Origin of the sequence: Microbacterium wangchenii, from assembly GCF_004564355.1 — a bacterium.
Classification (GTDB): Bacteria; Actinomycetota; Actinomycetes; order Actinomycetales; family Microbacteriaceae; genus Microbacterium; species Microbacterium wangchenii.
Genome location: NZ_CP038266.1, coordinates 3,176,914 through 3,189,913, shown reverse-complemented (window position 1 = coordinate 3,189,913; position 13,000 = coordinate 3,176,914). Strand labels below are relative to the sequence as shown.

Genomic DNA, 13,000 nt, shown 5'->3' with positions numbered 1-13,000 from the left:
GAGCCCGCCCCGACGAGCACCGGCAGAACCGGTGGATAAGTCGAATCGCGGACACCGTGGGGAGGACCGGAGCGTCCAATCGCCGCCCACCATGGAGCACGTCGACCGCCTGCGGCCTGCGCGCCCCACCCCTCTACTAGGCTCGCGGCAGCGCGCACTGGGCGGCAGGGAAACGGGAGGACAGGAATGGCGGTTCCGGCGGAGATCACGGTCCTGGACGAACGGATGGCGGAGACCAAGACCGACACGACGCTCACGCTGCACTTCTCCGACGGCAAGTGGCTGGAGGGCCCATCCCATTCGGTGCAGGGCAGATACGTGCTCTTCAGCGACATCCCCAACGACCGGACGCTGCGGCTGGACGAGATGACCGGGGACGTGTCGGTGTTCGATCAGCCGTCACGCTTCGCCAACGGCCGCACGCACGACGGGATCGGCCGCCTCATCACGTGCCTGCAGGGCGAGCGCGCCGTGGTCCGCCGCGAGCACGACGGACGTGAGACCGTCATCGCCTCGCACATCGCCGGGCGCCGGCTCAACAGCCCCAACGACGTCGTCGCGTCCTCCTCAGGGGAGATCTGGTTCACCGATCCCACCTACGGCCTCAACGAGTACGAGGGTCACGCGGCCGAACCCGAGCTCGACGTGCGCGGTCTGTACCGCTGGTCGGAGGGGATGCCCGAGCCCGAGCTGGTCGCCGGCGATTTCACGCAGCCCAACGGGCTCGCGTTCTCGCCCGACGAATCCACCCTGTATGTCGTGGACAGCGAACAGGGGAGCATCGCCGCGTTCTCGATCGACGAGGCGGGCGTGTCGTCGCGGCGCACCGTCGTGGAGGGGAGCTTCGGCTTCGACGGCATCCGCGTCGACGTGCACGGGCGCATCTGGGCGGCGACCTCCGACGGGGTGAGCTGCTTCGACACCGACGGTGTGGAGATGTGGAAGCTCGCCGTCCCCGAGCCGGTCGCCAATCTGGAGTTCGGGGGACGACAGCGCAACGTCCTGTACCTGACGGCGACCACGAGCCTCTACTCGATCCGCACGTCCGTGCGCGGCCGGGCCTGACGCCGCGCCGCCGGCTCGGAGTGCGAGACTTGTCGGCATGACCTCCGACACCGACGCGGCCGTGACGGTGCCCGCGCGGCGAGGTCGGCCGGGATACGACCGCGACCGCGTGCTCGAGATCGCCGTGCAGCTGTTCAACGAGCAGGGGTACGACGCCACCTCCGTCGCCGACCTGGCCCAGCGGCTGGGGCTGACCAAATCCGCGCTCTACCACCACTTCGCGTCGAAGGAGGAGCTCCTCGCCGTCGCGCTGGACCGGGCCCTCAGCAGCCTCGAGGCGGTGCTCGACGACCCGCGTGCGCATGAGGGACCGGCATCGGATCGGCTGCGCCATGTGATCCGCAGCGCCACCGACGTGCTGGTGGCTCAGTTGCCGTCGGTGACCCTGCTGCTGCGGGTGCGCGGCAACAGCCCCGTGGAGCAGAGTGCGCTCGAGCGCCGGCGTCTGTTCGACCACCGTGTGACGCGCCTGGTCGCGGATGCCCAGCGCGAGGGCGACGTGCGGACGGACGTCGACGCGGCCGTGGTGGCCCGCCTCATCTTCGGCATGATCAACTCCGTCGTGGAGTGGTACCGCCCGGGCGGGCCGGTCGACGGAGACCGCCTCGGGCACGACATCATGACGGTCGCGCTGGACGGGCTCCAATCGCCCCACTGACGCGTCACGCGTGCAGGTCGATGTCCTTCGGCTCCTTGATGAGCGACACCCCGACGAGGGAGATGACGGCGGCCAGGGCGATGTAGGCGCCGATCGTCCACGACATCCCCGTCGCCCCGAACAGCGCCTCGGCGATCATCGGCGCGAACGCCCCGCCGAGGATGGCGCCGAGCGCGTAGCCGATCGAGACGCCGGAGTAGCGGACGTTGGCCGGGAACATCTCGGCGTACAGCGCCGCCTGCGGCCCGTAGGACAGGCCGAGGCCGAACGTCATCACGAACAGCGCGACGAAGTACCAGACGATGTTCGCGGTGTCGATGAGGAACCACATCGGTATCGCCCACAGGGCGAGGAAGAGGTAGCCGATCTGGAACGTGCGGACGCGTCCGAGGCGATCGGAGACCCGCCCGCCCCACAGCGTGAACCCGAGCCAGCCGAAGGAGGCCAGCGTGGTCGCCAGCAGCACCGTGGGGCGGTCCATCCCCAGCACGCCGACGGCGTACGTCGCGAAGAAGGCGATGAGCAGGTAGCCCGCGGCGTTGTTGCCGATGAAGACCACGGCCGTCAGGACGACCTCGCGCCAGTTCTTGCGGAACAGCTGCCCGAGCGGGGCCGAGGACTCCTTGCGGCGGCGCATGAGGTCCTCGAAGACGGGGCTCTCCTCCACCGCGCGCCGGATGACGTAGCCGATCGCGATGAGCACGATCGAGAAGAGGAACGGGATGCGCCAGCCCCACTCCAGGAACGCCTCCGCCGACATCGACGAGGTCAGGATCCACAGGGTGGCGGTCGCGAGGATCATGCCGATCGGCACGCCGATCTGCGGGAACGCGCCGAAGAATCCGCGCCGCCCGGCCGGCGCGTGCTCGACGGACAGCAGAGCTGCGCCGCCCCACTCGCCGCCGGCGGAGAAGCCCTGCAGGATGCGCAGCAGAATGAGCAGGATCGGGGCGACGATGCCCGCCGCGGCATACGTGGGGAGCACGCCGATCAGCGCGGTCGAGGCGCCCATCATGATGAGCGTGAGCACGAGCATCTTCTTGCGGCCGAGGCGGTCGCCGAGGTGTCCGGCGACGACGGCGCCCAGGGGGCGGAAGAGGAAGGAGATCCCGATCGTGGCGAACGAGAGCACCTGCGCCAGCCCCGGATTCGAGGCGGCCAGCGGCGCGAGGAACAGTGGCGCGAGGACGAGCCCTGCCGCCTGCGCGTAGATGAAGAAGTCGTACCACTCGATGGATGTGCCCACGAGGGTGCCGGCCAGGACCTTGCGCTCCTCGCGGGTCACCGCAGCCGAGGGCGTGCGGTCTTGCGTCGTTGACGCCATGGTGAACTCCATTGTTCGGGTGGGGCCGGCCGAGCGGGATTCCTGACCGATCGGTGAGTAAAGCACAACATAGCGGAGGTGACCGCGGCGCGGGAAGTGTCCCGGCGATGGGGGGTCAGTCGGGGTCGACGAGGAGGTTGCTGATCCGGGCGGTGGCCAGGAGTGCGCCATCCTCCCCGGTCACTCGGATGTCGTACGTGGCCATCCGCCGGCCGCGATGCAGTGCCGTCGCGGTGCCGGTGACGACGCCCGAGCGGGCGCCCCGGTGGTGCGTGATGTTGAGGTCCACTCCGACGCACACCTTGCCCAGCGTGCTGGCGTGTATCATCGCGGCCCACGATCCGATGGCTTCGGCCAGGGCCGCCGTGGCGCCGCCGTGGAGGCGCCCGAGCGACTGCGTGTTGCCCGCCACCGGCATGGTCGCCACGACGCGCTCGGGCGACTGCTCGCGCACCTCGATGCCGAGCTTGACGTCGAGGTCGCCCGGGGTGATCCGCCAGGGTATGCCGGTCATCGCTGCCTCTCTCCGCCGTCGGCGCCTTGCCCAACCGGCTGCCCTCTGACACTATTACTGAACGATCGGTCTGCAAAGATGTGGATCTTGCGACGGCGCACGAGAGGATGACGATGTCCGAGGGATTCCTCGTCGGCGGTGTGGAGCGCATCGATGGCTGACTCCCTCCTCATCGAGCGGCATGACGACCGCGTCGTGGCGACGCTGAACCGCCCGGAGGTCCGCAACGCGATCGACCAGGCGATGATCGACCGGCTGCACGTCCTGTGCGCCGAGCTGGAGGCCGCGCCCCGCGTGCTCATCCTCACCGGCGCCGACGGCGTCTTCGCCTCGGGGGCCGACATCGCCCAGCTCCGTGCGCGGCGCGCCGACGACGCGCGAGCGGGAATCAACACGCTCGCCTTCCGGCGCATCCGCGACCTGCCGATGCCGGTGATCGCCGCGATCGACGGCTACGCGCTGGGCGGGGGTGCGGAACTGGCCTACGCCGCCGACCTCCGTCTCGGGAGCCCCGCCGCACGCATCGGCAACCCCGAGACGGGGCTGGGTATCATCGCCGCCGCGGGGGCGACGTGGCGGCTGCCGCAGATCGTGGGGGAGGCCAGAGCCACGGAGCTGCTGCTGACCGGACGCATCCTCGACGCCGAAGAGGCGCTCTTGTGGGGACTGCTGAACGCCGTTCATCCCGCCGAATCCCTCCTGCCGGCCGCGCACGCGATCGCCGACCGCATCGCTGCGAACGATCCCCTCGCCACCCGCTCCACCAAGCGGGCCCTCCTCGCACCGCGCGAGGCCCACCCCGCGATCGAGCTCGACCTGCAGGCCGAGCTGTTCGAAAGCCCGGAGAAGGAGCGGCGCATGACGGCGTTCCTGGAACGGGGCAGGGCATGACCGCGCCGATCCCCTCACACGTCGGGGTGCTGGGCGGAGGCCGCATGGGGGCGGGTATCGCCCACGCGTTCGCGCTGGCCGGCGCCCACGTGGCCGTGGTCGAACGCGACGAGCCGTCGGCGGATGCGGCGACCCGGCGCATCCGCGAGAGCCTGCGCACGTCGGTCGAGCGCGGAGCCACCTCCCGCGGCCTCGCCGAGCTCGAGGCCCTGATCTTCTCCGGCACCGACCTCGCCGCCTTCACCGGTGCCGGGCTGGTGGTCGAGGCGGTGCCGGAGGACAGCGCACTCAAGCTCGACGCCCTGCGGCGGGCCGAGTCCGCACTGCCGCCCGAGGGCGTGCTCGCCTCGAACACGTCGTCGATCTCCATCGACGGGCTCGCCGCGTCGCTGGAGCGGCCGGGCCGCTTCCTCGGGCTCCACTTCTTCAACCCCGTTCCCGCGTCCGGCCTCGTCGAGGTCGTCCTCGGTGCCGCGACCGACCCGGCCGTGGGCGCGGCCGCCGTGGACTGGGTCGACGCCCTCGGCAAGCGCGCCGTCGTGGTCCGCGATTCGCCCGGCTTCGCCTCCAGCCGCCTGGGCGTGGCCCTCGCCCTCGAAGCGATCCGGATGCTCGAGGAGGGCGTCGCCTCGGCGGCCGACATCGACGCGGCGATGGAGCTGGGCTACCGGCATCCGGTCGGCCCGCTGCGCACGACGGATCTCGTGGGCCTGGACGTGCGCCTGGGGATCGCGGAGGAGCTCTCCGCGCAGCTGGGCGACCGGTTCACGCCGCCCCGGCTGCTGCGCGACCTCGTCGCGGGGGGACATCTGGGCCGCAAGAGCGGCCGCGGCTTCTACGAATGGAGTGATCGATGAGCACCATCCTGCCCAGCTATCTGCGCGACGCCTGGTGGACCCCCGACGACGCCTCCGGCGCCACGACGGTGCACGACGCCTCCACGGGTGAAGCGGTCGCCACCGTCAGCGCGCGCGGCGTCGACCTGGACGCGGTGCTCGGCCACGCGCGCACCGTGGGGCAGGCGAGCCTCGGCGAACTGACCTTCCATCAGCGCGCGATGCTGCTCAAGCAGTTCGCGCTGGCGCTGGGGGAGCGCAAAGAGGAGCTCTACGAGCTGTCCCGCCACTCCGGCTCCACCGTGCGCGACTCGCTGAGCGACATCGACGGCGGGATCGGGGTGCTCTTCACGTACTCCTCCAAGGCGCGGCGCGAACTGCCCAACGCGAAGGTCTACCTCGACGGCCCGGTCGAGTCGCTGTCGAAGGACGGCTCCTTCCTCGGCCGGCACGTGTACACGCGTCTTCCCGGTGCGGCCGTGCAGATCAACGCCTTCAACTTCCCCACATGGGGGGCGCTGGAGAAGTTCGCCCCCGCATTCCTCGCCGGAATGCCCTCCGTGATCAAGCCCGCGACGCCGACGGCCTACGTGGCCGAGGCGTGGGTGCGCATCCTCGTCGACACCGGTCTCCTCCCGGCCGGGTCGCTGCAGCTGGTCAGCGGCAGCGTGCCCGACCTCCTGGACCGCCTCGAACTCGGCGACATCGTGGGGTTCACCGGCAGCGCCTCCACCGCCGACCGGCTGCGCCGCCACGACAACGTGCAGTCGGGCCGCGTGCGATTCACGAGCGAGACCGACTCCATCAACGCGTCGGTGCTGGGTCCCGATGCCACCGCGGGCACGCCCGAATTCGATGCGTACGTCAAGCAGCTGCTGGTGGAGCTGACGACCAAGGCGGGACAGAAGTGCACCGCGATCCGCCGGGCGATCGTGCCGGCGGATGCGGTGACCGACGTCGTCGGGGCGCTCAAGGCGAAGATCGACGAGCGCGTCGTGATCGGCGACCCGCACGCCGAATCGGTCACGATGGGACCGGTGGTCTCCCGCGCTCAGCGCGACGAGGTGCTGCGTCAGGTGGAGGTCCTCCGCGACGCCGGCGGAGAACTCCTGCTGGGTTCGACGGAGGCGCCGGAGGTCGTGCGCGCCGACGGCACGGTCGGTCACGCGGAGGAGGGTGCGTTCCTCTCGCCCATGGTCATCGGCTTCGCCGATGCCGCGACCCCCGCCGCGCATGAGATCGAGGCGTTCGGGCCGGTGGCCACGGTGCTGCCCTACCGCACGGTGGCCGAGGCCGCCGAGCTCGTCACGCGGGGTGGCGGGTCTCTCGTCACGAGCGTCGCGACCCACGACGACGAGGTCGCGCGGGAGCTGATGACCCGGATCGGCGCGTACAACGGCCGGGTCCTCTTCCTCAGTCGCGACAATGCGCGCACCTCCACCGGCCACGGATCGCCCGTGCCGCACCTCGTCCACGGCGGGCCGGGGCGCGCCGGCGGCGGGGAGGAGCTCGGCGGCATCCGCGCCGTGCTGCACCACATGCAGCGCACCGCCCTCCAGGGTTCCCCCGAGACCCTGACGGCGCTCACCGGCGTGTGGCACGCCGGCGCCGCATCCGCCGCCGGCGGCCGCCACCCCTTCCGCAAGGCGCTTAGCGAGCTGCGCATCGGCGACCAGGTGGCGTCGGCCTCGCGTGCGGTGACCCTGGACGACATCGAGACCTTCGCCCGCTTCACCGGCGACACCTTCTACGCGCACATGGACGAGGCCTCAGCCGCGGCCAATCCGTTCTTCCCCGGGCGCGTGGCCCACGGCTACCTGCTGGTGTCATGGGCGGCCGGGCTGTTCGTCGATCCCGAACCCGGTCCCGTGCTCGCCAACTACGGCCTGGAGAACCTCCGCTTCGTCACGCCGGTCTCGCCCGGCGATGAGATCCGGGTCGTGCTCACGGCCAAGCAGATCACCCCTCGCGAGACCGACGACTACGGCGAGGTGCGCTGGGATGCGGTCATCCTCAACCAGAACGACGAGCTGGTGGCCTCGTACGACGTCCTGACCCTCGTGGCCAAGACCGAGGGCGAACGCGTCGACACCGGCGCCGTGCGCGAGGAGGTCGGCGCCCGATGAGCGACACGGCACTGCGCGCCATGATGCAGAACGACCGCGCCTCGGCGTCGCTGGGGATGGTCGTCGAACGCGATGAACCGGGCGTCGCGGTGGTGAGCATGCGGGTGCGCGAGGACATGACCAACGGCTTCGCGATCACCCACGGCGGGTTCGTGTTCGCCCTCGCCGACACGGCCTTCGCCATCGCGTGCAACGAGGACGAGCGGGTGACCGTCGCCGCCGGCGCCGACATCACGTTCCTGAAGTCCACCACCGCCGGTCAGACCCTCACCGCCACCGCCGTGCGGCGCACGGTCAGCGGCCGCACCGGCATCTATGACGTCACGGTCGCGGATGAGGCCGGCGACACCGTCGCGGAGTTCCGTGGCCGCTCCCTCACCACCAACCGACCCGTGTGACCCCCCCCAGGGAGCCCCCATGCCCAAGACGACGACACCCGACACGCGCTCCGCGGCGGCGTTCCGCGACACGGCCGCCGAGGTCCTCACGCGCCCGGAGCTCGAGGCGCTGCAGCTGGAGCGCCTGCAGTGGACGGTGCGGCACGCGTACGAGAACGTGCCGCTGTACCGCCGCAAGTTCCACGAGGCCGACGTCACGCCCGACGACATCCGGTCACTCGCCGATGTCCGTCGGCTGCCGTTCACGACGAAGGAGGACCTGCGCGAGACCTACCCGTTCGGGATGTTCGCCGTCCCGATGACGCACGTGCGCCGCATCCACGCCTCCTCCGGCACCACCGGGCGGCCGACCGTCGTGGGGTACACCGAGGGCGACCTCGACCGGTGGGCCGATTGCGTCGCGCGATCTCTGCGGGCAGCCGGTATCGCGCCGGGGATGAAGGTGCACAACGCGTACGGATACGGGCTGTTCACCGGTGGCCTCGGCGCGCACGGGGGGATCGAGAAGCTCGGCGCGACGGTCATCCCGATGTCGGGCGGTCAGACCGCGCGGCAGGTGCAGCTCATCCGCGACTTCGAGCCGGACGCGATCCTGTGCACGCCGAGCTATCTGCTCACGATCGCCGACGCGATGCAGCAGGCCGGCATCGATCCGACCACCACGTCTCTCAAGGTGGCCGTCCTGGGCGCGGAGCCGTGGACCAACGAGATGCGTGCAGAGATCCAGCGGCGCCTGGACATCGACGCCGTCGACATCTACGGGCTCAGCGAAGTCATGGGGCCGGGGGTGGCCAGCGAGAGCGTGCTGACCAAGGACGGCCCGCACGTGTGGGAGGACCACTTCCTGCCCGAGACGATCGACGGCGAGAGCGGGGAACCGGTACCGGACGGAGACCTCGGGGAGCTCGTGTTCACGTCGCTCACGAAGGAGGCCTTCCCCGTCATCCGCTACCGGACGCGCGACCTCACCCGGCTGCTCCCGGGCACCGCGTACCCGGCGATGCGCCGCATCGAGAAGATCACCGGCCGCAACGACGACATGATCATCCTGCGCGGCGTGAACCTCTTCCCCACCCAGATCGAGGAGCTCGTGATGGGGATCGAGACGCTGACCCCGCACTTCATCCTCGAGCTGAGCCGGGCCGGGCGCATGGACGTCATGGCCGTTCGGATCGAGCGGCACCCCGACCTCGACCGGGAGACATGCGAGGCGGCGGCCGAGGTGCTCGCCCAGCGCATCAAGGTGCACATCGGCACGTCGGTGGACGTCGTGGTGGAGGAGCCCGGCACGCTCCCGCGCAGCGAAGGCAAGTACAAGCGCGTCTATGACAACCGATGACCCGCGGTTGCTCGACGGTGAACCCGCGGTTAGACTAACTGAACGATCGTTCTGTTAAGGAGTCGAAGATGACAGCATCCGACGCGGCCGTCCTGGCCGCCGAAGACGAGGCGCAGGCCCGCTTCGACGAGATCATCGCCGCCGACTCCCGTATCGAGCCGCGGGATTGGATGCCCGAGGCGTATCGGAAGACCCTCATCCGGCAGATCTCGCAGCACGCGCACTCCGAGATCATCGGCATGCAGCCCGAGGGCAACTGGATCACGCGTGCGCCGAGCCTCAAGCGCAAGGCGATCCTCCTGGCCAAGGTGCAGGACGAGGCCGGGCACGGACTGTACCTGTACTCCGCGGCCCAGACGCTCGGCATCACACGCGAGGAGATGACGCAGCAGCTCATCGACGGCAAGGCGAAGTACTCCTCGATCTTCAACTACCCGACGCCCACGTGGGCCGACATGGGCGCGATCGGATGGCTCGTGGACGGCGCGGCGATCTGCAACCAGGTGCCGCTGTGCCGTGCGTCGTACGGGCCGTACGGGCGGGCCATGGTGCGCATCTGCAAGGAGGAGTCCTTCCACCAGCGGCAGGGGTTCGAGATCCTCCTCACCCTCATGCGCGGCACCGAGGCGCAGCAGCGGATGGCGCAGGATGCGGTGAACCGCTGGTACTGGCCGAGCCTGATGATGTTCGGGCCCCCCGACGACGAGTCGCCGAACTCGGCGCGGTCCACGGCGTGGAAGATCAAGCGGTTCTCCAATGACGACCTGCGTCAGCGCTTCATCGGGATGCTCGTCCCCCAGGCGGAGGCGCTCGGGGTGACGCTGCCGGACCCCGAGCTGCGCTGGGACGCCGAGAACGAGCGGTGGCACACGAGCGAGATCGACTGGACCGAGTTCGCCGAAGTGCTCGCCGGTCGCGGACCCATGAACGCCGTGCGACTGCAGAACCGCCGGGACGCGCATGAGAGCGGCGCGTGGGTGCGGGAGGCGGCCGCCGCGTACGCGCGCACGCAGGCCGCCCGCGCTGACGGGCGGCAGGTGGCGTGATGTCGGCGCCGGGTGCATCGCCTGCCGAGCAGTGGCCCCTGTGGGAGGTGTTCGTCCGCGCCAAGCGGGGACTGAGTCACGTCCACGTCGGCTCGCTGCACGCCCCCGACGCGGTGCTCGCCGTGCGCAACGCGCGCGACCTGTACACGCGGCGGAATGAGGGCGTGTCGATCTGGGTCGTGCCCGCCGACGCGATCACCACGAGCGATCCCGACGCGAAGGGCGCGTTCTTCGAGAGCCCGGCCGGCAAGAACTACCGGCACGCGTCGTACTACACCGCGTCCGAGGGGGTGCCGCACCTGTGAGCGCCCCCGGACAGCCGCAGCATCCGGTCGAGGCCGACGTGCACGGCGAGGTCACCGTCGACGAGATCGAGCTCTCGGCCGAACTGGCCGGGGAAGATGGCCGCGCCGCGTCGGCGGACGTGGCCGAGTACGCCCTCCGCCTCGGCGATGACGCCCTCATCCTCTCTCAGCAGCTCAGCGCCTGGGTCGCCCATGCCCCCGAGCTGGAGGAGGACGTCGCGCTGGCGAACATCGCCCTCGACCTGCTCGGGCACGCCCGCTCGCTGCTGCGCTACGCCGGCACCGCGGACGGCCGCTCCGAGGACGACCTGGCGTACTGGCGCGACGAGCCGGAGTTCCGCAGTTCGTGGCTCGTGGAGCAGCCCAACGGGGACTTCGCGCACACGATCGCGCGCCAGTTGGTCGCCGCCGGTTACATGTTCGAGCTCTACACGGCCCTCAGCGGGTCGGCGGACCCGTCGCTCGCCGCGATCGCGGCGAAGGCCGTCAAGGAGGTCGACTACCACCGCGACCATGCCGTGACGTGGACGCTGCGGCTGGCCGGCGGAACCGACGAATCGCGGCGACGCATGATCGCGGCGCTGACCGACATGTGGCCCTACGTGGACGAGCTCTTCCGTGACGACGACCTCCTCGAGCGGCTCGAGGGCGTCGCGCCGCGGCCCTCCGCGCTGCGTCCGGGGTTCGACGACGTCATCGCCGCCGTCCTCGCGGAGGCCGGACTCGACGTGCCGTCGGTGCAGCCGTCGAGGGCCGGCGGGCGCGACGGCGCGCACTTCGCCACGCTGGGTCCCCTGCTCGCCGAGATGCAGGTGCTCGCCCGTCAGCATCCGGGGGCGACATGGTGACCGCGCGCAGCCGGGCCTGGGACATCGCCGCCCGGGTGTGCGACCCGGAGGTGCCGGTGCTCACGATCGAAGACCTCGGCATCCTGCGCGACGTGCGCGAGCGGGACGACGGCGTCGTGGTGACGATCACCCCCACGTATTCGGGATGCCCCGCGATGGACACGATCCGGCAGGACCTCGCCCTCGCCTTCTCGGCCGAAGGGTACGACCGGGTCGAGGTCGACCTCGTGCTGGCGCCGGCGTGGACGACGGACTGGATGAGCGATGCTGGCAAGCGGAAGCTCACCGAGTACGGCATCGCCCCGCCCACCGGGCGTGCCGCCGCCCGGGGGCCGGTGCGGCTGCAGCTGGGCGTGAAGTGCCCGCGCTGCGGTTCGCTGAACACGCGCGAGGTCACGCGCTTCGGCTCCACCTCGTGCAAGGCCCTCTACGAATGCCGGGCGTGCCTGGAGCCCTTCGACTTCTTCAAGGTGCACTGATGGCCCCCCCGCCTCCCGTCGCCCGCACCGAGGCGGTCGCCGACGCCCTCCTCCACACCGCCGTGGGCGGTGCCGACCGCGGGCGTCCCCGTGCGCGCTTCCACCCGCTGCGCGTCGCGGAAGTGCGCGCGCTGACGGCGGACTCCGTCGAGGTCACCTTCACCGTCCCCGACGACCTGGCCGCGGAGTACGACTACCTTCCCGGACAGTACGTCGCCCTGCGGGCACGGCTGGACGGACACGAGGTGCGCCGCTCGTACTCGCTGTGCCGGCCACCCGCGCCGGGCTCGGTGAGCGTGGCGATCAAACGCAACTCCGGGGGCTGGTTCTCCGCGTGGGCGCAGACCGGGCTGCATCCCGGCGACGAGATCGACGTCATGAGCCCGCAGGGGACGTTCACCACGACGCTCGCCGACCTGGACGGCGCCCACGTCGCCGGCGTCGCCGCGGGCTCGGGCATCACCCCGGTCATGGCGCTGGCGACCACCGTGCTCGCCCGCTCGGGAACCTCACGCTTCACGCTGGTCTACACCAACCGCTCGACCCTGGATGTCATGTTCCTCGACGAGCTGGCGGACCTGAAGGACCGCTATCCGACCCGGTTCGCGCTGCACCACGTCCTCTCGCGCGAGCAGCGCGCGGCCCCCGTGCTGTCGGGGCGCCTCGACGAAGAGCGGCTCCGCCGCATCCTCGACGGCCTCATCCCGCCGCAGACGATCGACGAGTGGTTCCTGTGCGGACCGTTCGAGCTCGTTCAGCTGTGCCGTGACACCCTCGCCGCCGTCGGCGTGGATCGGGCGCACGTGCGATACGAGCTGTTCACGACAGGGGAGGGGGGCGCGCCCGCGGGTCCGCGGCGACCGGTGCAGGTGCGCGCGGACGAACCGGTGCGCACGATCGAATTCACGCTGGACGGTCAATCGGCGAGCGTCCAGTCGCCCGTGAGCGCCCGCGAATCGATCCTGGATGCGGCGCTGCGCGTGCGCCCCGACACGCCCTTCGCGTGCGCGGGCGGGGTGTGCGGGACGTGCCGGGCCCGCGTCGTGACCGGTTCGGTCGCGATGACGGAGAACTACGCCCTCGAGCCCGACGAGATCGAGCGCGGCTACGTGCTCACGTGCCAGTCGCATCCCACCACCGACCGCGTCGCGGTCGACTACGACAACTGAGG

At 70.8% G+C, this 13,000-nt stretch carries 14 protein-coding genes; 12 read left to right on the top strand and 2 right to left on the bottom strand.

All coding sequences use genetic code 11. From position 1 onward, the window contains the following. Window positions 1–186 precede the first annotated feature (186 nt). Both E4K62_RS15515 and E4K62_RS15510 read left to right on the top strand, forming a co-directional pair. Window positions 187–1,065, top strand: a complete 879-nt coding sequence (locus E4K62_RS15515) for an SMP-30/gluconolactonase/LRE family protein (RefSeq protein WP_135069013.1) — start codon at window positions 187–189, stop codon at window positions 1,063–1,065. Window positions 1,066–1,102: 37 nt separating this feature from the next. After that, entirely contained in the window at window positions 1,103–1,723 is a 621-nt protein-coding gene (locus E4K62_RS15510) for a TetR/AcrR family transcriptional regulator (RefSeq protein ID WP_135069010.1), read from the top strand. A gap of 4 nt (window positions 1,724–1,727) precedes the next feature. Here E4K62_RS15510 and E4K62_RS15505 read toward each other — a convergent pair whose 3' ends face one another. Next, complete coding sequence (locus tag E4K62_RS15505) at window positions 1,728–3,047, bottom strand: MFS transporter (protein ID WP_135069007.1); 1,320 nt, start codon at window positions 3,045–3,047, stop codon at window positions 1,728–1,730. Between the two features lie 115 nt (window positions 3,048–3,162). After that, window positions 3,163–3,561 carry a PaaI family thioesterase gene (locus E4K62_RS15500; protein WP_135069004.1) on the bottom strand — a complete coding sequence of 133 codons (399 nt, stop codon included), beginning with the start codon at window positions 3,559–3,561 and terminating at the stop codon, window positions 3,163–3,165. A gap of 153 nt (window positions 3,562–3,714) precedes the next feature. On the opposite strand from E4K62_RS15500, the gene E4K62_RS15495 reads away from it, so the two are divergent. From E4K62_RS15495 to paaE, 10 genes are all read left to right on the top strand, one after another. Next, window positions 3,715–4,452 carry an enoyl-CoA hydratase/isomerase family protein gene (locus tag E4K62_RS15495; protein ID WP_135069001.1) on the top strand — a complete coding sequence of 246 codons (738 nt, stop codon included), beginning with the start codon at window positions 3,715–3,717 and terminating at the stop codon, window positions 4,450–4,452. Next, window positions 4,449–5,309, top strand: a complete 861-nt coding sequence (locus tag E4K62_RS15490) for a 3-hydroxyacyl-CoA dehydrogenase family protein (protein WP_135068999.1) — start codon at window positions 4,449–4,451, stop codon at window positions 5,307–5,309. Before E4K62_RS15495 ends, E4K62_RS15490 begins: the two co-directional genes overlap by 4 nt. Next, window positions 5,306–7,414: a phenylacetic acid degradation bifunctional protein PaaZ gene (paaZ, locus tag E4K62_RS15485; protein ID WP_135068996.1), complete on the top strand. Its 2,109-nt coding sequence runs from the start codon at window positions 5,306–5,308 to the stop codon at window positions 7,412–7,414. The genes E4K62_RS15490 and paaZ overlap by 4 nt, the downstream gene beginning before the upstream one ends. Beyond that, on the top strand, window positions 7,411–7,812 hold the full coding sequence (gene paaI / locus E4K62_RS15480; protein WP_135068993.1) for a hydroxyphenylacetyl-CoA thioesterase PaaI: 402 nt from the start codon (window positions 7,411–7,413) through the stop codon (window positions 7,810–7,812). The genes paaZ and paaI overlap by 4 nt, the downstream gene beginning before the upstream one ends. Before the next feature lie 19 nt (window positions 7,813–7,831). Beyond that, window positions 7,832–9,151 carry a phenylacetate--CoA ligase PaaK gene (gene paaK / locus E4K62_RS15475; RefSeq protein WP_135068991.1) on the top strand — a complete coding sequence of 440 codons (1,320 nt, stop codon included), beginning with the start codon at window positions 7,832–7,834 and terminating at the stop codon, window positions 9,149–9,151. 68 nt (window positions 9,152–9,219) lie between these two features. Beyond that, window positions 9,220–10,197, top strand: coding sequence for a 1,2-phenylacetyl-CoA epoxidase subunit PaaA (gene paaA / locus E4K62_RS15470; RefSeq protein ID WP_135068987.1), 978 nt, complete (start codon window positions 9,220–9,222; stop codon window positions 10,195–10,197). After that, entirely contained in the window at window positions 10,197–10,502 is a 306-nt protein-coding gene (gene paaB / locus E4K62_RS15465) for a 1,2-phenylacetyl-CoA epoxidase subunit PaaB (protein WP_135068983.1), read from the top strand. The genes paaA and paaB overlap by 1 nt, the downstream gene beginning before the upstream one ends. Continuing rightward, window positions 10,499–11,350: a 1,2-phenylacetyl-CoA epoxidase subunit PaaC gene (paaC, locus tag E4K62_RS15460; RefSeq protein WP_135068980.1), complete on the top strand. Its 852-nt coding sequence runs from the start codon at window positions 10,499–10,501 to the stop codon at window positions 11,348–11,350. The genes paaB and paaC overlap by 4 nt, the downstream gene beginning before the upstream one ends. After that, window positions 11,344–11,829, top strand: coding sequence for a 1,2-phenylacetyl-CoA epoxidase subunit PaaD (paaD, locus tag E4K62_RS15455; RefSeq protein ID WP_135068978.1), 486 nt, complete (start codon window positions 11,344–11,346; stop codon window positions 11,827–11,829). The genes paaC and paaD overlap by 7 nt, the downstream gene beginning before the upstream one ends. Further along, the gene (gene paaE / locus E4K62_RS15450) at window positions 11,829–12,998 is read left to right on the top strand and encodes a 1,2-phenylacetyl-CoA epoxidase subunit PaaE (protein ID WP_135068976.1); all 1,170 of its coding nucleotides are present in this window, start codon (window positions 11,829–11,831) and stop codon (window positions 12,996–12,998) included. Before paaD ends, paaE begins: the two co-directional genes overlap by 1 nt. Window positions 12,999–13,000 lie beyond the last annotated feature (2 nt).

Bases quoted from the DNA above. Each gene is read 5' to 3' on its own strand.
- E4K62_RS15515 (WP_135069013.1), top strand. From the start codon at position 187: ATGGCGGTTCCGGCGGAGATCACGGTCCTGGACGAACGGATGGCGGAG.
- E4K62_RS15510 (WP_135069010.1), top strand. From the start codon at position 1,103: ATGACCTCCGACACCGACGCGGCCGTGACGGTGCCCGCGCGGCGAGGT.
- E4K62_RS15505 (WP_135069007.1), bottom strand. From the start codon at position 3,047: ATGGCGTCAACGACGCAAGACCGCACGCCCTCGGCTGCGGTGACCCGC.
- E4K62_RS15500 (WP_135069004.1), bottom strand. From the start codon at position 3,561: ATGACCGGCATACCCTGGCGGATCACCCCGGGCGACCTCGACGTCAAG.
- E4K62_RS15495 (WP_135069001.1), top strand. From the start codon at position 3,715: ATGGCTGACTCCCTCCTCATCGAGCGGCATGACGACCGCGTCGTGGCG.
- E4K62_RS15490 (WP_135068999.1), top strand. From the start codon at position 4,449: ATGACCGCGCCGATCCCCTCACACGTCGGGGTGCTGGGCGGAGGCCGC.
- paaZ (WP_135068996.1), top strand. From the start codon at position 5,306: ATGAGCACCATCCTGCCCAGCTATCTGCGCGACGCCTGGTGGACCCCC.
- paaI (WP_135068993.1), top strand. From the start codon at position 7,411: ATGAGCGACACGGCACTGCGCGCCATGATGCAGAACGACCGCGCCTCG.
- paaK (WP_135068991.1), top strand. From the start codon at position 7,832: ATGCCCAAGACGACGACACCCGACACGCGCTCCGCGGCGGCGTTCCGC.
- paaA (WP_135068987.1), top strand. From the start codon at position 9,220: ATGACAGCATCCGACGCGGCCGTCCTGGCCGCCGAAGACGAGGCGCAG.
- paaB (WP_135068983.1), top strand. From the start codon at position 10,197: ATGTCGGCGCCGGGTGCATCGCCTGCCGAGCAGTGGCCCCTGTGGGAG.
- paaD (WP_135068978.1), top strand. From the start codon at position 11,344: ATGGTGACCGCGCGCAGCCGGGCCTGGGACATCGCCGCCCGGGTGTGC.
- paaE (WP_135068976.1), top strand. From the start codon at position 11,829: ATGGCCCCCCCGCCTCCCGTCGCCCGCACCGAGGCGGTCGCCGACGCC.